Genomic DNA, 20,572 nt, shown 5'->3' with positions numbered 1-20,572 from the left:
GCCGTGCCGTTCCCGCCTGCACGGCAGCCGCGGAACGCAGTCAGTTGACGTCCCGCCCCCGACCGGCCCAGTACGGCTCCCGCAGCTTGAATTTTTGGATTTTGCCCGTCGCCGTGCGCGGGATCGCCTCCCGGAACTCCACGCTCGTGGGCGCCTTGTATCCGGCCACCCGTTCCTTGCAGTGCGCGATGATGTCGGCCTCCGTCACCGTCGCGCCCGCCACCGGGACCACCAAGGCCTTGATGGTCTCGCCCCACTTGGTGTGGGGCACCCCGATCACCGCGACCTCCGCCACCTCCGGGTGGCTGAAGATGGTGTCCTCGACCTCGATGGACGACACGTTCTCGCCGCCCGTGATGATCACGTCCTTCTTCCGGTCCGAGATCGTGAGATGGCCGTCCGACTCGTCGACCCAACCGCCGTCGCCGGTGTGGAACCAGTCGTCCTCCAGGACCGCCTCGGTCTCCTCCGGCTTTTCCCAGTAGCCGTCCAGGACCACGTTGGAGCGGGCCAACACCTCACCGGAGTCGGCGACTTGGAGGCGGACGCCCAGCGCCGGGACCCCCGCCCGCGACAGCTTGCGTGCTCGCTCCTCAGCCGGAAGCTCTGCGTCCTCCGGCCGCGCACGGTTGAACGTCAGCATCGGGGACGTCTCCGTCAGGCCGTAGATCTGGGTGAACTCCCAGCCCAGTTCCTCCTCCACCCGCTGGATCGTTCGGCTCGGCGGCGGCGCGCCCGCGCACACGATCCGCACCCGGTCCCGGCCCGGGATCTCGCCCTGCCAGCCGGACGCCGCGTCGAGGACCGTGTTCCACACCGCCGGCGCGCCGCACATCAGCGTCACCCCGTGCTCCTCCACCCGGCGCAGGATCTCCGCCCCGTCCACCTTCCGCAGCGCCACCTGCTTCACACCGAGCCCTGCCATCACGAACGGCATCCCCCAGCCGTTGCAGTGGAACATCGGCAGCGTGTGGAGGTACACGTCGCGCTCCCACGCCCGCGTGTGCAGGCCGAACGTCAGGCCGTTCACCCAGATGTTGCGATGGGTGAGCTGAACTCCCTTGGGGCGGGCGGTCGTTCCGGATGTGTAGTTGATCGTTGCCGTCGCGTTCTCGTCCGGGCTCGACCACGGGCGCGGCGCAACGTCGAAGCGCATCAGCTCGGTCTCCGTCTGCTCGCCGAGTACGAACCGGAGTGGCACCTTCACGCCCGACACCGCGCCCTCGACCTCGGGGTCGTACAGCAGCACCGACGCGCCGCTCTGCCGCACCACGTACTCGATCTCCTCCGCCTTCAGACGGAAGTTGACCGGCACGCAGACCCTGCCGCTCATCGGCACCGCGAACAGCAACTCCAGCATCCGGGCAGAGTTGTGGCTGACCACCGCCACCCGTTCGCCCTCCCCCACGCCCAGCGCGTCGAACCCCGCCTGCCAGGCCCGCACCCGCTCGCCGAGCCGCCCGTACGTCGACACCGGCACGGGCGCCGCGGGTTGGTCCGGTTCGTCGATCACCCCGGGACTGGCGGCGAAGCCGAGCTCGGCCCGGTACAGGAAGTCCTCGATCGTCATCGGAACGCGCATCGCTACTCTCCAACTCCCACACAAGAGGTGCCGTATGGCCGAACAGAGCCCTGGGAAAGTGTGCCCCGCACCATGACGCAACGATCCGCGTCCGAAAAGCAATGCCCCTGATCATGGCGACTTCAAGAAGGCAAGGCGGCCACACGTTCGGGCGGCACCCGCGACGTCACCGCCCCGTCACCTCCAGCACCCGCACGTCCCACGCCCCGAGCGTGATGTCGCCTCCGCGCTCGTGGACGTCCCCGGTCAGCACGTCGCGCACCGCCTCCGGCGCGGTGAAGGTCTGCGGCTCCCAGGACCAGTTGTGCAGGAAGCGGACCCGGCGGCCGTCGCGGGCGGTCGCGGACGTGGTGGTGACGCTGGGGGCCTCGGGGCGCCAGGCCGTCGCGGGATCGGGTGCGGCCCAGCCGAACAGGGCGCGCCCCAGCGCCGGGTCCGGGACCGTGCCGACGTACGTGATGCGGCCGGCACCGTGCGCGCGCGTGGTGATGGCTGGCCAGCGCCCGAAGTGCGGGTGCTCGTACGAGGCCAGGGCCTGCGCGTCCGTCGGTGTCAGGCCGTCCGCCCAGTGCAACGCCTGCGCGTCGGCCTCCAGCGGGAAGGCGTCCGTGCCGTGGACCGTGAGGGGTGCGGACAGGTTGCTGAACTCGTCGTACGTCACTCCGGCGGCCTCGGCGAGACGCGCGGGTTGAGCGTCCGTGCGGGCGCGGGCCTCCTCGTCGGCGTACGCCGTGCGCGGGCCGATGATGAGATGGCCGCCTTGTTCGGCGTATGCGGTGAGAAGGTCGAGGGTGATGTCGTCGGCCGCGTAGTAGGCCGGGGCCACGAGTATCGGTGGCAAGTCGGAGGCAGCGGCCGACAGTTGGCTTGGGTGGAGCACCCTCGTCTGGAGGCCCGCGTCGAAGGCGCCGCGGTAGAACGCGTCGAAGATGGTCTGGTACGAGTTCGGGTCCGCTCCCCCGTCGGGTCGGGCGAGTGCGGGCTGGGCCTGTAGTGCCCACTTGCTGGGGCCCGCGTAGAGGAAGGCGACATCCGCGTCGGGGGTGAGACCTGCCACCAGGTCGCCCGCCGTCTCCAATTCACTGCCCAGCGTGGCGAGTTCGCGGTAGGCGCGGCCGGGGCGGCCGTTGTGGGGCAGGATGCCGCCCCAGTACGTCTCCGTACCGAAGTGCAGCGTGTGCCAGTGCCAGTACTCGATCATCGAGGCACCGCGTGAGATGAGCGCCCATGCCGCCTGCCGCCACTGCCCGTCGTACGCCGGGCGGTTGTGCCAACTGCCGCCGATGGCCTGGGCGTTGGTCTCCGTGACGAGGAACGACTCCTGTCGCGAGGAGTACATGCGGTCCGCGCTGCGGTACAGGGCCCAGGTGCCGGAGGTGGTCCAGCCCTGCGGGGACTGCGGTCCCTCGGGGTGGGCGAGGCCGTCCTGCATCGCGTAGTAGGGGTTGCCGGCGGTGACGTCGAGGCGGCGCGTCAGTTGATCGTCCTCGATGCCCGGGCGTTCGTAGGCGATGCACGTGGTGACGAACTGGTCGGGTCGCGCGTACTCGCGCACGATGTCCGCCTGCCAGCCGATGAACTCGGTGGTGAGGTCGGCCTGGAAGCGGCGCCAGGCCAGGTCGTACTGGGGCTGCGCGTTGTTGTCGGGGGTCCACAGGTCGGCCCAGGTGGCGAGCCGGTGCGACCAGTAGACCAGGCCCCATTCGCGGTTCAGGGTCTCCACGTCGCCGTACTGCGCGCGCAGCCGGTCGGTGAACTGCTGGAAGACGCCGTGGTTGTGGAGGAGTTCGTTGCCGGGTTCGTTGTCGACCTGGAAGCCGATGACGGCCGGGTGTGAGGCGTAGCGTTCGGTGATTTTGCGGATGACGCGTTCGGCGTGGAAGCGGAACGCGGGGTGGGTGAAGTCGACTTCCTGGCGGGCGCCCCAGCCGATCCGCTGTCCCGTCTTCCGCTCCCCCGCGATCTCCGGGTAGAGCCGGGCGAGCCACGGCGGTACGGCGTACGTCGGGGTGCCCAGGACGACGGAGATGCCGCGCTCGTGCGCGCCGTCCAGGACGGGTTGCAGCCAGTCGAGGTCGAAGCGGCCATTGTCCGGTTCCCACGTCGACCAGACGGACTCGCCGACCCGGATGACGGTGAAGTGCGCCTCGGCCATCTGGTCGAGGTCGTCCTTGAGCCGGTCGTGGGGCTGGTACTCGTGATAGTAGGCGGCGCCGAACAGGACCCGGTTCGGGAGGTCGAACATGGCTCTCCTATAAGTGAGTTGAGCGTGAGGTGACGCGGATCGGCGGGTGGCGTTCACCCCTTGACCGCGCCTGTGGAAAGGCCCTCCAGGAGCTGTTTGCGCAGGAGGACGAAGACGAGGACGGCGGGGAGCACCGCGAGCACGGATCCTGCGAGGACCAGGTCGTACTGGCGGTTCTCGGCCCGGAAGAGGGTCTGCAGGCCGAGGGGAAGGGTGTACTGGGAGCTGTCGGAGACCAGGACCAGCGGCCACAGGAAGCTGTTGTAGCTCTGCAGGAACTGCCAGACACCGAGCGCGCCGAGCGAGGGCCGCAGCAGTGGCAGCACCACACGCCGGAAGATCCCGAACTCGCTCGCGCCGTCGATACGGGCGGCCTCAAGGATCTCGTCCGGGACGCTCTGCACAATGTATTGCTGCATCATGAAAATGCCGAACGCGGGTGCCACCCACGGCACGATCAGCGCGAACCACGGGCTGCCGAGTCCGGTCTTCACGAGGATCACGAACAGCGGCACGAGGATCACCGCGAACGGGATCGACAGCGAGCTGAACATCACGCCGAACAGGAACCGTTTCCCGGCGAAACGGAATTTGGCGAAGCCGTATCCGGCAAGCGCGCAGACGAACACCGAGACCACGGTGGCGAGCAGCGCGACCACGGCGCTCATCAGGAACCAGCGACCGAAGGGCTGCTCGGTGAGCAGGGAACGGAAGTTGGCGAGTGTGGCCGGGGACGGGATGAGTTTCGGCGGGTAGCCGAAGATGTCACCGCGCCGCTTGAAGGAGCCACTGACCGCCCAGAGGAGTGGGGCGGTGAAGGCGAGCAGCAGCACACCGAGGGTGGTGTAGAGGAGGGGACGGCGCAGCACCGTGACGTTCACTGGGGCGCTCACTGGGTCCTCCCGATGCCGAGCAGCCGGTTGAAGATCCGGCTGAGGGTGAAGACGACGACGAACAGCACGACCCCGGCAGCGGCCGCGTAGCCGAACTGCTGGCGTTCGAAGGCGGCCCGGTAGATGAACATGGCCACGGACAGGGTCGCTTCGGCAGGACCGCCGCCGGTGAGCAGATACGGCTCGTCGAAGATCTGCGCGGCGCCGATGAACGAGGTCACCGCGACGAACGCGGTCACCGGCTTCAGCGAGGGCAGGGTGACGGTGACGAAGGTGCGCACCCGCCCGGCGCCGTCGATGGCCGCGGCCTCGTACAGTTCGCGCGGCACGTTCTGCAGTCCGGCGAGGAAGAAGATGGTGAGGTAGCCGGTCCAACGCCACACCATGACAAGGGAGATGGCGACCTTGGACAGGGTCGGATCGCCCAGCCAGTCGACGGAGCCGGTGCCGAACAGCGCCCGCAGCAGCGAGTTGAGCAGCCCGAATTGCTGGTCGAAGATGAGCCCGAAGATCAGGGCGACGACGATCGGTGACACCACGATCGGCACGAAGTACGCGGTCCGCCACAGGTCGCGGGCGCGGACCCCGCGGGCGTTGATGGCCTGGGCGACGAACAGCGCGGCGGGCACGATGACCAGAAGGCTGACCAGGACATATATCCCTGTGTTGCCGAGCGCCCGGTGGAAGCTCGCGTCGGTCAGCAGGTGCTGGTAGTTGCGCAGGCCGACCCAGTGCGGGGTGCCGAGCCCGACCCACTCGCACAGGCTGAGCCAGATCGCCACCGCGATGGGGACCAGCATGAACAGCACGTACAGCACGTAGAACGGGGCGATGAAGAGGTACGGGTGGAGGGGTGCGCGGCGCTTCCGGCCGTCCGTGGCGGCGGTCTCGGTGACACGGACGGGGCGGGCGCGCAGGGATGTCGAGGTCATGGCTACCTCCCCGCCTGGTCGCGGAAGTCGGCGGCGGCCTTGCGGATGGCGGCGCGTGGTGTGAGGTCGCCGCGGTAGGCGCTGAGCAGACAGCCGGCGAGCACGTCGTTGAGGATCGACTGATCGGGGCTGACATAGACGCGGGGTGCGTCGTCGAGGAGCGCGGTGTAGACGTCGAACGGGCGCTGCCCGCCGAGGTAGGCGTCGGTGGTGCGGAGCAGGGCCTTGTCCTTGTAGACGGAGGCGCGGGTGGGCAGATAGCCGAGCTCGTGGAAGCGGCGGACCTGGGCCTCGTGGGTGAGATAGGCGCTGTGCAGAAACTCCGCGGCGGCCCGGGAGTTGGGCTTGTCCCGCAGCACGCCGAATCCGGTGCCGCCGCTGGTGGAGGTGGCGTGGCCGCCCGCGGAGAACCGGGGTGGGGCCGCCATGCCCCATCTCCCTTTCTGTTCCGGCACGTTGGGCATCAGACCGTAGATCTTGAACCAGGTCGCCATGAGGACACCGATCACCTTGCCCTGCTTGAGCGCGGCCTGCATCGGGCCGCCGAAGTAGTCGGAGACAGGAGTGATGAAGCCGGCCCGCAGACCACGGCAGATGAACTCCAGGGCCTCCGCCGCCTCGGGCGAGTCCAGGGTGAGGTTCTGGTCCTTGTCGAAGAGGCCGCCGCCGCGCTGGTTGAACAGCATCTGGAAGGACTGCACGACCTGGTTGACGTCGGGGCCGGTGACGACCGCATTGAGCGCGACGTCGTGCTTGCGGTGGGCGCGTTCGCCGAACTTGGCGAACTCCTCCCAGGTGTCGGCCGCGACCGGCAGCCCGTACTTCTCGAAGAGGTCCCTGCGGTAGTAGTGCACGACCAGTGGGGTGTCGGAGTCCAGGCCGTAGAGCTTGCCGTCCTTGCTGAACGGGGCGGTGCGCGCGGGCAGCAGGTCCTCCTTCAGTCCCGGCACTTTCGCCACGTCCTCGCCGAAGTCGCGCAACAGCCGCTCGGCGATGTCACCGCGCAGCATCCGCGGAAAGGCGCTCATCTCGAAGCCGACCATGTCCGGCACACCACGCTCGGCGACCGCCTGGGCGAGCAGCTTGGTGACCAGATCGGGGGCGCCCGCCAACGTGGTGCTCAGGCGGTACGCGAAGTCGGTGAGCCGGTCGGCGGCCGGTATGGAACGAGTGAAGAACTTCTCGTAGTTCTGGTCGTGGGTCCACAGGGCGAGGGTGACGTCGCCGGACGTACGGGGCGTGGTGGCACCTTGCCCGCAGGCGGCGAGCGCGGCGGTGACACCGAGCCCGGCGGCACCTCGGAGCAGGGCGCGGCGGGAGGGTGGTCGGGGTGAGGGTGAGCGGGGCGTGGGTGGGCGGTAGAGGTGGAGGTGGCGGCTCGGGGTGAACACACGTGACTCCTCACGTGGTGCGGGTGGGGACGGGGGCGATGCGTGGGTGGTGGGTGTCGGGGGCGGCGGGGCCGTGTGCGGGCATGGCGGGGCGGACCGGGGGGGCATTCCGGTCTGTCGGTGGATGGGTGGACGGGTGTGCGCGGTTTACGTCGTCCGGGCTCGCGTCGCGGTGGACTCCCGTAGGACCAACTGGCTTGCCAGGTAAGGTGGTTCGGCCGGTCGAGGGGTGTCCTCGATCATGGCGGTCAGGACGTCGACGGCGCGGGTGGCGACGGTCGCGAAGTCCTGTCGGACGGTGGTGAGCGGCGGGGTGAGGTAGGCGGCCGCCGGGATGTCGTCGAAGCCGACGACACTGACGTCCTCGGGGACGCGGCGCCCGGCCTCGGTGAAGGCTCGCAGGGCGCCGAGTGCCATCTCGTCGTTGGCCACGAAGACGGCGGTGACGTCGGGGTCGCGGGCCAGTTGCCGGGCGGCGCGGTAGCCGGAGGCGGGGGTCCAGTCGCCCGCGGGGGCGAGCGGCGGCGCCGCGACGCCGGCCTCCGCCAGCGCCGCACGCCAACCTCGTTCGCGGTCACGGGCGCTGAACCAGTTGTCGGGGCCCGGTATGTGCCACACGGTGCGGTGGCCGAGGGCGAGGAGGTGTTCGGTGGCGCATCGGGCGTCGGCCACCCCGTCGGCGCAGACCACGGCGCCCGCGGCACCGGACAGCTCCACGGGTTCGCCCAGGCTGACCATCGGCACGTCGCAGCGGAACCGGAGCGGCGAGCCGTCGTCGACCGGCTCGGACAGCACGACGCCGTCGACGCCCTGGGTCAGCAACGAGGCGACGGCCGCGGCGAGACTCCTGTCCCGGCCGTCGCGGGTGCCGGCCAGCGCGAACGCGTAACCGGCCCGCTGCATGGCCCGTTCCAGCGCCATGAGGAGAGTCGTGGGCCCGTAGTGCGCGCTGCCGAGCGAGACCACGCCGATGCGGCGGTGTCTTCCCTTGAGCAGCGCGCGGGCCGTGTTGTTGGGGCGGAAGTCGAGGTCCCTGATGGCCCGGTGCACACGCTCGCGGATTTCGGCGCTCACGTACGGCTCACCGTTGACGACGCGGGACACCGTCTTCTGGGAGACGCCGGCGGCACGGGCCACGTCGGTCATGGTGGTCGGCATGCACCCTCCCGATCGTCCTCGGCCGTGTGAACGATGGCCTGACTACGTAGTCAGGCCATCGTTCACACGGCCGAAACGAGCGTCAAGACCTTGCGCACGATGTTCGGCGGGCCGCACAACTTGCCACCCCGGAGGGCATGTTGGACCGCCGGGCCGCGTTCGCCGCCCGGCGGTCTCCACGTCGCGTACTAGCGAACGGGAGTGGCGGCCGTCGCGCTCGCGAGCCAGCACCCGTTCTCGGCCTGTTCGGCGAGGCCGCTGTCGGCGAGCTTCTTGAGGTGGCGTGTCACCGTGCGGGGTGTCCAGCCGACCTCCTCACACAGTTGCTCAAGCGTGAGTCCGTGGGATGCCTCTTGGAGCCGCTCCAACGTCAGCAGGGTGTTCTTCGCCAGGACCGGGCTTGCCCCGGGGCCTGCCTCAGACCTCACCTCTGGGCTCGCCCCAGAGCTCACCTCAGAGCTCACCTCGGGGGCTACTTCTGGGCTTGCCTCAGAGCCCACCTCTGGAGTTGTCTCTGCGCCCGCCTCCGGGCTGGTTTCAGGTGTTGCCGGTGCCGGGACGCGCAGACGCCTGTAGCCGAGCCTGTCCAGCACGCGGTCCAGATCCGGGCCGCTCGCCTGCTGCGGCACCCGGCCCACCGCCGGCTCCGCGACGGCCGTCCGTCGAGTCACCGGCCGCGGGCTGCGGTTGACCGTGCGATGCTTGCGCCCCTTCTTCTTGGCCCTGTTACTCATCCGTCGCCTCCTCGAACACGTTGATCATGGTCACGTGTCTCAACGACGAACCCACCCCAAAGTCGCGCAATTGATCTATTTCACCGTTGAGCTCGGCTACATCCAGGCAGTGGCCCCGTCGGGACGGACGGGCACCCTGCGGTTCCAGGACACCCAGTCGTCGGCCACGAGCGCGTCCTCGTCGATCTCGATGCCCCAGCCGGGCCGCTCGGGGCGCAGCTCCAGGTGGCCGTCGACCGGGAGATACGGGTCGGGGCACCAGGAGATGTCGTCGACCTGGTAGCCCGTGCCGTATTCGAGGATGCCGAAGTTCGTGGTGGCCGCCGCGAAGTGCACGTTCGCCGCCGTGGCCAACGGACCCATGGGGTTGTGCGGTGACACGGGAACGTAGTGTGCCTCGGCGATCGCGGCGATCTTCACCATCTGCGTCATCCCGCCGACCACACAGATGTCGGGTTGCACGATGTCGGCGCCGCCTGCCGTGAGCAGCGCGAGGAACTCCTGTGTGGTGTAGAGCGACTCACCGGTGGCCAGCGGCACGCGCAGGTCCGAGCGGATCCGGCCCCACGCGGGAATGTACTCGGGACGGATCGGCTCCTCGAGGAACAGCGGCTGGTTGGGTGCGAGCGCGGCACCCAACTCGACTGCCTGGTGCGGCTCCCAGAGACAGGCGTGGGCGTCGAAGGCGAACTCCCATTCCTCGGGGTGGTGTTGCCGTACGTCGCCGAAGTAGTCGCCGAGTTCGCGGACGACGAGCCCGTACCGGGTGTTGTGCAGATTGCGACGGTACGGGCTCAGCTTGAATGCCGTGAAGCCGAACCGCTCGTGCAAGTCGGCTGTCCTGTCCCGCAGTTCGGTGACGTCCGGGGCGTTGTACAGCCCGGCGTAGACCCGCACCCGGTCCCGGACCGCGCCGCCGAGCAGCTGGTACACGGGCACGCCGAGCGCCTTGCCGGCGATGTCCCACAGGGCGTGGTCGATCGCGGCGACGGCGGCGGTACCCAGGGCCCCCTGCGGGAAGCGGGCGGACTGGTGCAGGAACTGGTTGACCGCGGTGGGCCGCAGCGGGTCCATGCCCTTGATCTGGTCGAAGAGGTGGTCAAGCAGCGGGAGGTAGGCGAGGTCGGGGCCGTGGTTGTACACCTCGGACCAGCCGGACACACCACTGTCGGTGGTGATCTTCACCAGGACGCGGGGCCGGTCGCCGACCCGCTGGCGGAAGGTCTCCAGGGATTCGATCTTCATGCCACGTACTCCTTGAACTCCTCGTCGAGGGCGGGCACGAGCTCCCGCCAGGGCCGGACGGACTCGGTCACCTCGGCCACCCGGGCACGGGACAGTGCGTGGCTCGGCGGGCGCACCTCGCGCCTGCACAGGCCGAGTTGGTGCATGGCTTCCTTCACCACGGACACGTTGTCGGCCGACTGGTTGCGGGCCCGCATCTCCTCGAAGGGGCGGATCCGGCGCCATAGGGCCGCCGCCTCGTCGTAGCACCCCGCTTGCAGGGACGCGAGCAGCTGAAGGGGCACGGCCGGTGCGACATTGGCCAGGCCCGAGGTGAACGCACGAGCACCGGCCTGCCAGTAGGCGGACGCATAGGACTCCGCGAGACCGGCGATCCAGAGCAGACCGTCCCCGGCCTGTTCGCGATGAGCGGCGAACACCACCGGGTCGGGCACCGAGTACTTGAGGCCGACGACATTGGGGGCGCGCTCGGCGAGGGCCGCGATGTGTGCGCCGGAGATCGCCGGGTTGCTGAGATAGGGCAGGACACCCAGCTCCGGTACGGAGTGAGCGATCGCCGCGTTGTACTCGACCCAGCCCTCCGGGGACATGTAGGGCAGCACCGGCTGGTGGATCATGATGGCGTGCGCGCCGGTGTCACGGGCGAAGCGGGCGTCCGCGCGAGCGGTGTGCACATCGAATCCGACCCCGGCGACGAGGGTCGTGGAGGCCGGGCACGCCGCGGCGACGGTGGTCAGGACCGCCCGCCGTTCGGCCGGGGTGAGGGCGTAGAACTCTCCGGTGTTCCCGTTCGGCGTCAGGACCGAGATGCCGCCTGCGACGAGACGGGCGGCCAGTGCGCCGGCGCGGTCGTGGTCGATCTCGCCGTCCTCACCGTAGGGCACCACCGGGATTGCGATGACGGTGCTCAACCGCTCGACGAGATCAGTGGTGTTCAGGATCGAGCTCACGAAGTGGCCCCCTTGGATGCGGAGTCGGAGTCGGGGTCCGGGTCGGAATCGGTGGCTGACGCAAGGGCGCTCACGGGTGTGACGGGCTTGATCCGGACCCAGAACAGGTAGATGGCCGCGCTGATCAGACAGCAGGCGGCGGAGCCGAGCAGCGGGCCGAGGTAGGAACCGTTGCCGAAGGTCAGGAAGAGTCCGATCACGATCGGGCTGGTGAGATTGCCGAGCTGGGAGCCGAAGTTCTGGAACCCGGCGACCGAGCCGACGGTCGCCGGCGAGGAGGCGACCTCCGCCGGCAGGCTCAGGATCGCGGCGCCTGCGAAGGAATGTGCCGCGTTGCTGACGGTCAGCACGGTCATGACCACGACGTTGCTCTCGATGAAGGGAGAGAACCCGATGCAGGCGCTGAGTGCGAGCCCGGAGACGATCGGTATCTTGCGTGCCAGGTTCGTGGACATCCCGGACGCCAGCATGCGGTCGGAGACGATGCCGCCGAGGACCGTGGAGCCGATGGCGATGAGGGGTGGGATGGCGCCGACCATCCCGAACTCGGCCTCGGAGAAGCCGCGGTCGTCGAGGAGGTAACTCGGGTACCAGGTGAGGAAGAACGCGCCGGCGAGCGAGCGGAAGACGTATCCCGTCATCAGCGCCCACACCTGGTTGTTGCGCAACAGCACGCGCCACGACGCCTGGTGGTCGACGTCCGCGTTCTGCGCGGCCACCATCTCGCCCTGGTCGGACTGGATGTGCGCCAACTCCGCGGCGGAGACGCGCGGATGCTTCTCGGGATCGCGGTAGACCATCTTCCAGCCGACGATCCACAGCAGACCGGCGACGCCGATCACGACGAAGGCCGTGCGCCAGCCGCTGAACGTGATCAGCGCGGTCACGATCGGGACCGAGAGAGCCGTTCCGATCTGCTGACCCATGTCGAACAGGCTCGACGCGAAGGCGCGCTCCCGGCGGGGGAACCACCGCGAGACCACCTTGACGTTCGCCGGCTGCACCGGGGCCTCGCCGATGCCCAGGCCGAGCCGGAACACGATGACCGATCCGACCCCCTGGGAGAACGCGGTCAGGGCGGTCCAGATCGACCACCAGCCGACCGCGATCGGGTAGATCACCCGGGGACCGAAGCGGTCGAGCAGCCAGCCGGACGGGAGTTGGAAGATCGCGTACGTCCAGAAGAAGGCGGAGAGCAGAACCCCCTGCACCGCCGAGCTGATGTGGAACTCTTTGGACATGAACGGCATCGCGACGCTGATGGCGGCGCGGTCGAGATAGGCGATGGTCAGCCCGAGGGCCGAGAATCCGACGATCGTCCAGCGCATACGGCTGCGCTCGCGAACGGGACCTGGCCCTGCTGGGGCGGACGTGCGCACGTTAGACTGGGGCATCGTTGCTCCTAGTGGGTAACGGCGACGCTCCTTGTGGAGCGTGGATCTCTGAGGTGCGGCCCGGGATCTTGGCGGTGAACGGGCCGCACCTCGTCTTCAGTTGTCCGGCTGTTCAGTGAGTGAGCGTCTCCTCCTGAAGGTGCCGGGCCACGAATCCCTCGATGTGACGCCGGACGAGCGTGGCAGCCTCGTCGCCCTTCCCTGACCGCACGCACTCGAGTACAGCCGCGTGCTCGCGGGACTCCTCCTGCCACGACGGTGACCGGGCCCAGGAGGACGCGGAGACGAGCGCCGTCTGATCGCGGAGCCCGTCGAGCGTGCGGAGCAGCAGCGGGTTGCCGCACCCGGCGTAGAGACCGCGGTGGAAGTCCCTGTTGGCGGTGGAGCGGGTCGAGGCGTCCTCGGCAAGCGCCGCGCGCTCCAACGCCTGTGCCGCGCCGGAGAAGTCACTGCCCGCGACGACGCTGCGCCGCACCGCTTCCGGCTCCAGGAGCAGGCGCATGTCGTAGACCGCCATCGCGTCCTGCTCGCTCAGCTCCCGCACCGTGGTGCCGGCGAACGGCCGGATGACGACGAGCCCCGAGCCCTCCAGCGCCTTCAACGCCTCACGCACGGGCGTCTTCGACACACCGAACTCCCCCGCCAGCACGTTCTCCACCAGCGCGGTTCCCGGCTTGAACTCCCCATTCAGGATCGCCGCCTTGATGGCCTCGAGTACGTGCGCGGTCCGCGACGGCAAGGTGGCCGGACTGAAAGCAGGCAAGGTCGAGCCCCCAAATGGAATCTCATATGTCATATACGACTGGACCGTAACTGCCGTAGCGACCAAGGGCAATGGGTCTGCCACCAGCTTCCCCAAATCCCCCTCGGCCCCCGTGACTCCATCGCCCACTGCTACCGCAGCTACGCGATCCGGCTGAGGTCCATGGTCCAGTTGGTGCGCCAGGTGGCTCCGCCGTCGTAGGAGAACGCCTGCTCCCACCGGGCCGCGTCGGGTGAGGAGTTGGTCCAGTCGAAGCGGACCTTCACGGCATGACCGCCCAGAACGTCGTCACAGTAGAAACGACCCAAGCCGTCGCTGAAGGCCCCCTCCATGGCCGGGTCGAGATGGCCGGGCCGGGTGCTGGAGGCCCACCAGATCCGCCAGATCTTGGCTTCCGGATCGAACTGGCGCAGCGTGAACCCCTCGAAGCTGTCGGTCCATATCCGATCGACATGCCCCAACCCACCCAGGATCGGCTCGATCGCCGACGTCGCATCGAACTCGACCCACTCCTCACACGCCAGGTCGGCGACGTCCACCAGCTTGCGGTTGCGCACCCGCCAGCGGCCGAAGAGAAAATCGAAGTCGGCGCGCCCGTCGACCGACACGTCAGAACCCATGCTCAGACCCCTTGCGGAACATCGCCCCCTGCGATCACACGCAGAAGACGCACGAACGAACAGAGACCCCGAGGCTACGTCCCGGCACTGACACTGCTCGCGCCCACAAGACCTGGCCCAGTCGTCACTGAATACGACTCACTCCAGAGCGCCCGGTCGCGGGTGATTCTTCGACCCATCGGTGGTGTCCGTGAAACGCGAGAGGGCCCCCGGTCGGTGCCGGGGGCCCTCTCGTGTGCCTCGGGGGCAGGTCAGTTACCCGAGGGCACCGACGCCTGTGCGGGCGGAGCCGTTGTCGGCTTCGGCTTCGGGTTCAGCAGGCGTTCGGCCAACTCGCCGAAGAGCAGGCCGAATCCGCCCCACATCACGATCTGCATGGCGAGCGCGGACAGCCGGAAGCGCCACAGCAGTGCCGCGGGGAAGTGGGCCGGCACCTCGTTGATCACGGGCAGGAACGCGTACGCGAGACCGATCACCACGGCGAAGCCGAGGACCGCCACGACGGTGGCGTACCAGGTGCCGATCCTCGGCGCGAGCCGCTTGCCGAGGATCGTCGCGGCGACGGCGAGGAGCACGCTGAGCACCATCATCAGGAAGTACAGGGTGGTGCGCTTGCCGATGGTGTCGCCGTTGCCGACGGCGGGCGGGTTGGCCGGGTATTTCAGGAACGGCACGACGTACACGGCGAGCAGGGCGCAGCCCGACAGGAGCAGCGCCGTGGCGCGCGGGCCGAAGCGGCCGACGCGCCCGAGGGCGAAGCAGTAGGCGAGTGCGGCGATGCCGCCGAACGAGACCCCGTAGACGAGGACTCCGGTGGCGAGGCCGGCCGTGGACTGCAGGCTCCGGGAGACGAGTTCGACCTCGTCGCCGTGGGAGTGCCCCGCGTGGGCCCCTTCGAAGCCGATGGCGCTGTCCACATTGGGCTCGCCGAGCCAGTAGGCGATCACCAGGGCGAGCACACCCGCTGCGAGGCCCGCGAGCATGCCGCGAACGAGCAGGTTGCGTACGGTTGTTGAGTTCATGAGCGCGTCGGATCCCTCTGGGTCAGTGGCAGGGGAAGCCGAGCAGGTGTCGGGCGTCGTGCACCCATTCATGAACCCCCGCACCGCTGAACACGGAGGTGGCGCCCTGTTCGGCGCCGACGAAGTAGAGCAGGACGAGCATCAGGATGCCGAAGAAGGCAGCCCAGGGGGCGATCACCTTCAGCGGCAGCTTGGCCGGAATGGCGGGGGTGGTGGCAGTCGGCTGGGCGACGTGTTGCGCCATCGCGCAAGGCCTCCTTCGGGAGTTCGCGTCCCATATCGGTGGTGCAAGGGACGACAGCCCGGGTCTGACTCACGGAGCGGCCCGAAGGCCCCCGCATACAGTGGCGCGACCGTGCCGGAATCTCACCGGCTTCCGTCGTGCTGTCGTCGATAACCCTGGGACCGTACCGCGTGTCGCGTGCATGGCCAAGATGGGGCGCGAACGACTCGCTCGCGTGGGTGCCGGTCGGCGAACAGGGACCTGCTGTTCCCAGCCGAAGGGACCTGTTGTTCCCAGCCGATACGACGGCGACGCGTTCAGGACAAGGTAAACAAGGTCACACTCGCGCCCCGCCCTGTTCAGCAGCCGACTGACCTAGCATCCGGGCATGACGGTCCTGCCTGACGACGGGCTCTCCCTGGCAGCCGAGTTTCCTGACGCGACCCTTGAGCAATGGCAGCACCTGGTGGCGGGTGTTCTGCGCAAGTCCGGCAAGGAAGTCTCGGACTCCGAGGCGGAGTACGCCCTGTCCACCGCGCTCGAGGACGGGCTGCGCGTCCCGCCCCTGTACACAGCCGACAGCAACGCGCCCGACCCCGGCCTGCCCGGCTTCGCGCCGTTCGTACGCGGCGGGCGCGCCGAGGGCAACGCGGCCGGCGGCTGGGACGTACGGCAGCGGCACACGGTCGCCGACTCCGGTGCGGTCCTGGCCGATCTGGAGAACGGCGTCACGTCACTGTGGCTGGCCGTGGGCGAATCGGCCCGCTTCCCCGTCTCCGCGCTCGCGTCCGCGCTCGACGGTGTCCACCTCGATCTGGCGCCCGTCGTACTCGACGCGGGAGCGGAGTACGACGCCGCCGCGCGGGATCTGCTGCGGCTCTACGACACATGTGGCATCGCCCACGACGCCGCCCGGGGCAACCTCGGCGCCGACCCGCTGGGGCACGAGGCGCGTACGGGCGAGTCCGGTGACGCGGCGCCCGCCGTCGCGCTGGCCCGGCTGTGCACCGACGAGTACCCGGGCCTGCGGGCGCTGACCGTGGACGCGCTGCCGTACCACGAGGCCGGTGGGTCGGCCGCCCAGGAGCTCGGCGCGTCCCTCGCGACCGGCGTCGCCTACCTGCGGGCTCTGACGGACGCCGGACTGAGCGTCCAACAGGCCCTGGGGCAGCTGGAGTTCCGGTACGCGGCGAGTGCCGACCAGTTCCTGACCATCGCCAAGTTCCGTGCCGCGCGCCGCCTGTGGGCGCGGGTCGCGGAGGCCTGCGGGGCGACCGCCTCGGGTGCGCAGCTCCAGCACGCGGTGACGTCACCGGTGATGATGAGCCGGCGCGACCCGTGGGTGAACATGCTGCGGACCACCGTCGCGTCGCTGGCGGCCGGGGCGGGCGGGGCCGACTCCGTGACCGTGCTGCCGTTCGATCACGCGCTGGGTCTGCCGGACGCTTTCGCCCGCCGTATCGCCCGCAACACCTCCACCATCCTCATCGAGGAGTCCCACCTCGCGCGGGTCGTCGACCCCGCGGGCGGCTCCTGGTATGTGGAGCGCCTGACCGACGAACTCGCCCATGCGGGCTGGGAGTTCTTCCAGGAGATCGAGAAGGCCGGCGGGCAGGCAGCGGCGCTGCGCTCGGGCCTGGTCCGCGAGCGGCTGGCCGCGACCTGGGAGGCGCGGAGCAAGAAGCTGGCCACGCGCCGCGAACCGGTCACCGGGGTCAGCGAGTTCCCGAGCCTCGCCGAGAAGACCGTCGTGCGTGAGCCGGCCCCGGCCCCGCCGTCCGGCGGCCTGCCGCGCGTACGCCGCGACGAGGCGTTCGAGGCGCTGCGGGCCCGTTCCGACGCGCATCTCGCCGCGACCGGCGCCCGCCCCCGCGTCTACCTGGCCGCGCTCGGCCCGGCCGCCGCACACACCGCCCGCGTCGGCTTCGCCGCCAACCTCTTCCAGGCGGGCGGCATCGAACCGGTCACGGACGGCACGTTCGAGGAGAGCGGGGCGCTGGAGGCGTGCCTGTGCTCCAGCGACACCGTGTACGAGGAGGAGGCCGAGGCCACCGCGCGGGCCCTGCGCGGGGCGGGCGCCGGCCAGGTGTTCCTCGCGGGCCGCCCGGGAACGTACGCGGGGGTCGACACCTACGTCTTCGCCGGCTGTGACGCCGTGGCCGTGCTCACCGCCACGCTCGACCGCATGGGAGTGTCCTGATGACCGGCCCGAACATCCCCGACTTCTCGGCGATCGACCTGGGAACCCCGGCCCCGGGCGCCGGGAGCGCCGACGAGTGGCGTACGGCGCTGAAGAAGGGGGCAGGCGGCGACGACCTACTGTGGGAGACGCCCGAGGGCATCACTGTCCAACCCCTTTACACGGGGCAGGACTTGGAGGGCCTGGACTTCCTGGGCACGTACCCGGGCATCGCGCCGTATCTGCGCGGCCCGTACCCGACGATGTACGTGAACCAGCCGTGGACGATCCGCCAGTACGCGGGCTTCTCCACCGCCGAGGAGTCGAACGCCTTCTACCGGCGCAACCTCGCGGCCGGGCAGAAGGGCCTGTCCGTCGCGTTCGACCTGCCCACGCACCGCGGCTACGACAGCGACCACCCGCGCGTCACGGGTGACGTCGGCATGGCGGGCGTCGCCATCGACTCGATCTACGACATGCGTCAGCTCTTCGAGGGCATCCCCCTCGACAAGATGACCGTCTCGATGACGATGAACGGCGCCGTGCTGCCGGTGCTCGCGCTGTACATCGTGGCCGCCGAGGAGCAGGGCGTGCCGCCGGAGAAGCTGGCCGGGACCATTCAGAACGACATCCTCAAGGAGTTCATGGTCCGCAACACCTACATCTATCCGCCGAAGCCGTCGATGCGGATCATCTCCGACATCTTCGCGTACACCTCGCAGCGGATGCCGCGCTACAACTCGATCTCCATCTCCGGCTACCACATCCAAGAGGCGGGCGCGACGGCCGACTTGGAGCTGGCGTACACGCTCGCCGACGGCGTGGAGTACATCCGGGCGGGTCGGGAGGCGGGGCTCGACGTGGACGCGTTCGCACCGCGTCTGTCGTTCTTCTGGGCGATCGGGATGAACTTCTTCATGGAGGTCGCCAAGCTGCGCGCGGCGCGCCTGCTGTGGGCGAAGCTGGTCAAGCAGTTCGACCCGAAGAACGCCAAGTCCCTTTCCCTGCGCACCCATTCGCAGACGTCGGGCTGGTCGCTGACCGCGCAGGACGTGTTCAACAACGTGACGCGTACGTGTGTGGAGGCGATGGCGGCGACGCAGGGGCACACCCAGTCGCTGCACACCAACGCCCTCGACGAGGCGCTCGCGCTGCCCACCGACTTCTCGGCCCGCATCGCCCGCAATACGCAGCTGCTGATCCAGCAGGAGTCGGGGACGACCCGGTCGATCGACCCGTGGGGCGGCAGCGCGTACGTCGAGAAGCTGACGTACGACCTGGCGCGGCGGGCCTGGCAGCACATCCAGGAGGTCGAGGCCGCCGGCGGGATGGCGCAGGCCATCGACGCCGGAATCCCGAAGCTGCGCGTGGAGGAGGCGGCGGCCCGCACCCAGGCGCGCATCGACTCCGGGCGGCAGCCGGTGATCGGGGTGAACAAGTACCGGGTGGACACCGACGAGGAGATCGAGGTCCTCAAGGTCGACAACTCCTCGGTGCGCGCGCAGCAGATCGAGAAGCTGCGGCGGCTGCGCGCGGAGCGCGACGAGACGGCCTGCCAGGACGCGCTCGCGGCGCTGACCCGCGCGGCCGGCGGCGAGGGCAACCTCCTCGAACTCGCGGTGGACGCGGCGCGTGCGAAGGCGACGGTCGGCGAGATCTCCGACGCTCTGGAGAAGGTCTACGGGCGGCATGCCGGTCAGATCCGTACGATCTCCGGGGTGTACCGCAACGAAGCAGGCGAGTCCCCGAACGTGGACCGCACCCGGGGCCGGGTGGACGAGTTCGCCGAGGCGGAGGGGCGCCGGCCGCGCATCCTCGTCGCCAAGATGGGCCAGGACGGCCACGACCGGGGCCAGAAGGTGATCGCGACCGCCTTCGCCGACCTCGGCTTCGACGTGGACGTCGGCCCGCTGTTCTCGACCCCGGGAGAGGTCGCGCGCCAGGCCGTCGAGGCGGACGTGCACATCGTCGGGGTGTCGTCGCTCGCCGCCGGTCACCTCACCCTCGTACCGGCGCTGCGCGAGGCACTCGCCGAGGAGGGCCGCGAGGACATCATGGTCGTCGTGGGCGGCGTCATCCCGCCGGCCGACGTGCCCACGCTCCTGGAGATGGGCGCGGCCGCGGTGTTCCCGCCCGGCACGGTCATCCCGGACGCGGCGTACGACCTGGTGGCACGGCTCGCGGGCGAGCTCGGGCACGACGACCTGTGAGCCGGTGACACGGAGGATGGCCATCGATCTCGACACGTACGTCAAGGGTGTCCTCGACGGGAAGCGGGCGGTCGTCGCCCGCGCGATCACCCTCGTCGAGTCCACCCGCCCCCAACACCGGGCGCTGGCGCAGCAGTTGCTCACCCAGCTGCTGCCGCACAGCGGCCGGTCCCGGCGCATCGGGATCAGCGGGGTGCCGGGCGTCGGCAAGTCGACGTTCATCGACGCGTTCGGCACCATGCTGACCGGCCTCGGGCACAAGGTGGCGGTGCTCGCCGTCGACCCGTCGTCCAGCCGGACGGGCGGTTCGATCCTCGGCGACAAGACGCGCATGGAGCGCCTCGCCGTCGACCCGGCGGCGTTCGTGCGCCCCTCCCCCACGGCGGGCACGCTAGGCGGTGTCGCGAAGGCGACGCGCGAGTCGATCGTCGTCATGGAGGCGGCGGGCCACGACGTGGTGCTCGTAGAGACCGTCGGCGTGGGCCAGTCGGAGACGGCCGTCGCCAACATGGTCGACACGTTCCTGCTCCTCACCCTGGCCCGCACCGGCGACCAGCTCCAGGGCATCAAGAAGGGCGTCCTGGAACTCGCCGACGTGATCAGCGTGAACAAGGCCGACGGCCCGCACGCGCGCGATGCGCAGGCCGCCGCGCGTGAACTGGCGGGCGCACTGCGGCTGATGCACGGCAAGGACGCGTTCTGGACGCCGCCGGTGCTCAGCTGCAGCGCCCGGGAGTCGAGCGGCCTCGACACGGTCTGGGACCGCCTGGAACAGCACCGCACCCTCCTCGACTCGTCGGGCCGCCTCGCCGAGCGGCGCCGCGACCAACAGGTCGACTGGACCTGGACGATGGTCCGCGACGACCTGCTGGGCCGCCTGCACGCCGACCCGGAGGTCCGCTCCCTGGCACCCGGGTTGGAGCAGCAGGTCCGCGAGGGCGCGCTCACCGCCACGCTGGCCGCGGAACGCATCCTGGACGCGTTCCGCAACGGGTGATGCGACGAGTGATGCATCGAATGACGCACAGAGT

The 20,572-nt window shown here is 69.6% G+C and carries 17 protein-coding genes and 1 riboswitch; of the genes, 3 read left to right on the top strand and 14 right to left on the bottom strand.

Going from position 1 to position 20,572, the window contains the following annotated elements:
• Positions 1 to 40: 40 nt before the first annotated feature.
• The 14 genes from OHA73_RS39370 to OHA73_RS39305 all read right to left on the bottom strand — a co-directional run bounded on the left by OHA73_RS39370 (position 41) and on the right by OHA73_RS39305 (position 15,173).
• Positions 41 to 1,582 (bottom strand): AMP-binding protein, encoded by a 1,542-nt coding sequence (locus tag OHA73_RS39370; protein WP_327657556.1) that lies wholly within the window; start codon positions 1,580 to 1,582, stop codon positions 41 to 43.
• A gap of 166 nt (positions 1,583 to 1,748) precedes the next feature.
• Positions 1,749 to 3,827: a beta-galactosidase gene (locus tag OHA73_RS39365; RefSeq protein WP_327657555.1), complete on the bottom strand. Its 2,079-nt coding sequence runs from the start codon at positions 3,825 to 3,827 to the stop codon at positions 1,749 to 1,751.
• Positions 3,828 to 3,880: 53 nt separating this feature from the next.
• Positions 3,881 to 4,720, bottom strand: coding sequence for a carbohydrate ABC transporter permease (locus tag OHA73_RS39360; protein WP_266723449.1), 840 nt, complete (start codon positions 4,718 to 4,720; stop codon positions 3,881 to 3,883).
• Positions 4,717 to 5,652, bottom strand: coding sequence for a carbohydrate ABC transporter permease (locus OHA73_RS39355; RefSeq protein WP_267067957.1), 936 nt, complete (start codon positions 5,650 to 5,652; stop codon positions 4,717 to 4,719). The genes OHA73_RS39360 and OHA73_RS39355 overlap by 4 nt, the downstream gene beginning before the upstream one ends.
• Positions 5,653 to 5,654: 2 nt before the next feature.
• Complete coding sequence (locus OHA73_RS39350; RefSeq protein WP_327657554.1) at positions 5,655 to 7,043, bottom strand: ABC transporter substrate-binding protein; 1,389 nt, start codon at positions 7,041 to 7,043, stop codon at positions 5,655 to 5,657.
• 147 nt (positions 7,044 to 7,190) lie between these two features.
• Positions 7,191 to 8,201 carry a LacI family DNA-binding transcriptional regulator gene (locus OHA73_RS39345; protein WP_327657553.1) on the bottom strand — a complete coding sequence of 337 codons (1,011 nt, stop codon included), beginning with the start codon at positions 8,199 to 8,201 and terminating at the stop codon, positions 7,191 to 7,193.
• Positions 8,202 to 8,389: 188 nt separating this feature from the next.
• Entirely contained in the window at positions 8,390 to 8,935 is a 546-nt protein-coding gene (locus tag OHA73_RS39340) for a winged helix-turn-helix domain-containing protein (RefSeq protein ID WP_327657552.1), read from the bottom strand.
• 96 nt (positions 8,936 to 9,031) lie between these two features.
• Positions 9,032 to 10,180, bottom strand: a complete 1,149-nt coding sequence (locus tag OHA73_RS39335; protein ID WP_327657551.1) for a mandelate racemase/muconate lactonizing enzyme family protein — start codon at positions 10,178 to 10,180, stop codon at positions 9,032 to 9,034.
• Entirely contained in the window at positions 10,177 to 11,118 is a 942-nt protein-coding gene (locus tag OHA73_RS39330; protein ID WP_443063239.1) for a dihydrodipicolinate synthase family protein, read from the bottom strand. The genes OHA73_RS39335 and OHA73_RS39330 overlap by 4 nt, the downstream gene beginning before the upstream one ends.
• Positions 11,119 to 11,126: 8 nt before the next feature.
• Entirely contained in the window at positions 11,127 to 12,458 is a 1,332-nt protein-coding gene (locus OHA73_RS39325; RefSeq protein WP_327657549.1) for an MFS transporter, read from the bottom strand.
• A 178-nt stretch (positions 12,459 to 12,636) separates the two neighbouring features.
• The gene (locus OHA73_RS39320; RefSeq protein ID WP_406514635.1) at positions 12,637 to 13,320 is read right to left on the bottom strand and encodes a GntR family transcriptional regulator; all 684 of its coding nucleotides are present in this window, start codon (positions 13,318 to 13,320) and stop codon (positions 12,637 to 12,639) included.
• A gap of 107 nt (positions 13,321 to 13,427) precedes the next feature.
• Positions 13,428 to 13,907 carry a hypothetical protein gene (locus OHA73_RS39315; protein WP_266723434.1) on the bottom strand — a complete coding sequence of 160 codons (480 nt, stop codon included), beginning with the start codon at positions 13,905 to 13,907 and terminating at the stop codon, positions 13,428 to 13,430.
• 251 nt (positions 13,908 to 14,158) lie between these two features.
• Positions 14,159 to 14,929, bottom strand: a complete 771-nt coding sequence (locus OHA73_RS39310; protein WP_266723432.1) for a CbtA family protein — start codon at positions 14,927 to 14,929, stop codon at positions 14,159 to 14,161.
• A gap of 22 nt (positions 14,930 to 14,951) precedes the next feature.
• On the bottom strand, positions 14,952 to 15,173 hold the full coding sequence (locus OHA73_RS39305) for a CbtB domain-containing protein (protein ID WP_266723430.1): 222 nt from the start codon (positions 15,171 to 15,173) through the stop codon (positions 14,952 to 14,954).
• Positions 15,174 to 15,211: 38 nt separating this feature from the next.
• Positions 15,212 to 15,333: riboswitch (cobalamin riboswitch) on the bottom strand.
• Positions 15,334 to 15,540: 207 nt separating this feature from the next.
• Between OHA73_RS39305 and OHA73_RS39300 the strand changes: the two genes are divergently transcribed.
• From OHA73_RS39300 to meaB, 3 genes are read left to right on the top strand one after another with little or no spacing between them, the layout of a single operon-like run.
• A complete protein-coding gene (locus tag OHA73_RS39300) occupies positions 15,541 to 17,352 on the top strand; it encodes a methylmalonyl-CoA mutase family protein (RefSeq protein WP_327657548.1) in 1,812 nt (603 codons plus the stop codon).
• On the top strand, positions 17,352 to 19,541 hold the full coding sequence (gene scpA / locus OHA73_RS39295) for a methylmalonyl-CoA mutase (RefSeq protein ID WP_327657547.1): 2,190 nt from the start codon (positions 17,352 to 17,354) through the stop codon (positions 19,539 to 19,541). The genes OHA73_RS39300 and scpA overlap by 1 nt, the downstream gene beginning before the upstream one ends.
• Positions 19,542 to 19,557: 16 nt before the next feature.
• The gene (gene meaB, locus OHA73_RS39290) at positions 19,558 to 20,538 is read left to right on the top strand and encodes a methylmalonyl Co-A mutase-associated GTPase MeaB (protein WP_327657546.1); all 981 of its coding nucleotides are present in this window, start codon (positions 19,558 to 19,560) and stop codon (positions 20,536 to 20,538) included.
• Positions 20,539 to 20,572 lie beyond the last annotated feature (34 nt).

This window comes from Streptomyces sp. NBC_00483 (genome assembly GCF_036013745.1).
GTDB lineage: Bacteria > Actinomycetota > Actinomycetes > Streptomycetales > Streptomycetaceae > Streptomyces.
Note: the sequence above shows the minus strand (reverse complement) of the source record. Positions and strands in the feature narration are given on the sequence as shown.

Excerpts from the sequence above, each read along its gene's own strand:
- OHA73_RS39370 (WP_327657556.1), bottom strand. The coding sequence starts at position 1,582 with ATGCGCGTTCCGATGACGATCGAGGACTTCCTGTACCGGGCCGAGCTC.
- OHA73_RS39365 (WP_327657555.1), bottom strand. The coding sequence starts at position 3,827 with ATGTTCGACCTCCCGAACCGGGTCCTGTTCGGCGCCGCCTACTATCAC.
- OHA73_RS39355 (WP_267067957.1), bottom strand. The coding sequence starts at position 5,652 with ATGACCTCGACATCCCTGCGCGCCCGCCCCGTCCGTGTCACCGAGACC.
- OHA73_RS39345 (WP_327657553.1), bottom strand. The coding sequence starts at position 8,201 with ATGCCGACCACCATGACCGACGTGGCCCGTGCCGCCGGCGTCTCCCAG.
- OHA73_RS39340 (WP_327657552.1), bottom strand. The coding sequence starts at position 8,935 with ATGAGTAACAGGGCCAAGAAGAAGGGGCGCAAGCATCGCACGGTCAAC.
- OHA73_RS39335 (WP_327657551.1), bottom strand. The coding sequence starts at position 10,180 with ATGAAGATCGAATCCCTGGAGACCTTCCGCCAGCGGGTCGGCGACCGG.
- OHA73_RS39325 (WP_327657549.1), bottom strand. The coding sequence starts at position 12,458 with ATGCGCTGGACGATCGTCGGATTCTCGGCCCTCGGGCTGACCATCGCC.
- OHA73_RS39320 (WP_406514635.1), bottom strand. The coding sequence starts at position 13,320 with ATGACATATGAGATTCCATTTGGGGGCTCGACCTTGCCTGCTTTCAGT.
- OHA73_RS39315 (WP_266723434.1), bottom strand. The coding sequence starts at position 13,907 with ATGGGTTCTGACGTGTCGGTCGACGGGCGCGCCGACTTCGATTTTCTC.
- OHA73_RS39310 (WP_266723432.1), bottom strand. The coding sequence starts at position 14,929 with ATGAACTCAACAACCGTACGCAACCTGCTCGTTCGCGGCATGCTCGCG.
- OHA73_RS39305 (WP_266723430.1), bottom strand. The coding sequence starts at position 15,173 with ATGGCGCAACACGTCGCCCAGCCGACTGCCACCACCCCCGCCATTCCG.
- OHA73_RS39300 (WP_327657548.1), top strand. The coding sequence starts at position 15,541 with ATGACGGTCCTGCCTGACGACGGGCTCTCCCTGGCAGCCGAGTTTCCT.
- scpA (WP_327657547.1), top strand. The coding sequence starts at position 17,352 with ATGACCGGCCCGAACATCCCCGACTTCTCGGCGATCGACCTGGGAACC.
- meaB (WP_327657546.1), top strand. The coding sequence starts at position 19,558 with ATGGCCATCGATCTCGACACGTACGTCAAGGGTGTCCTCGACGGGAAG.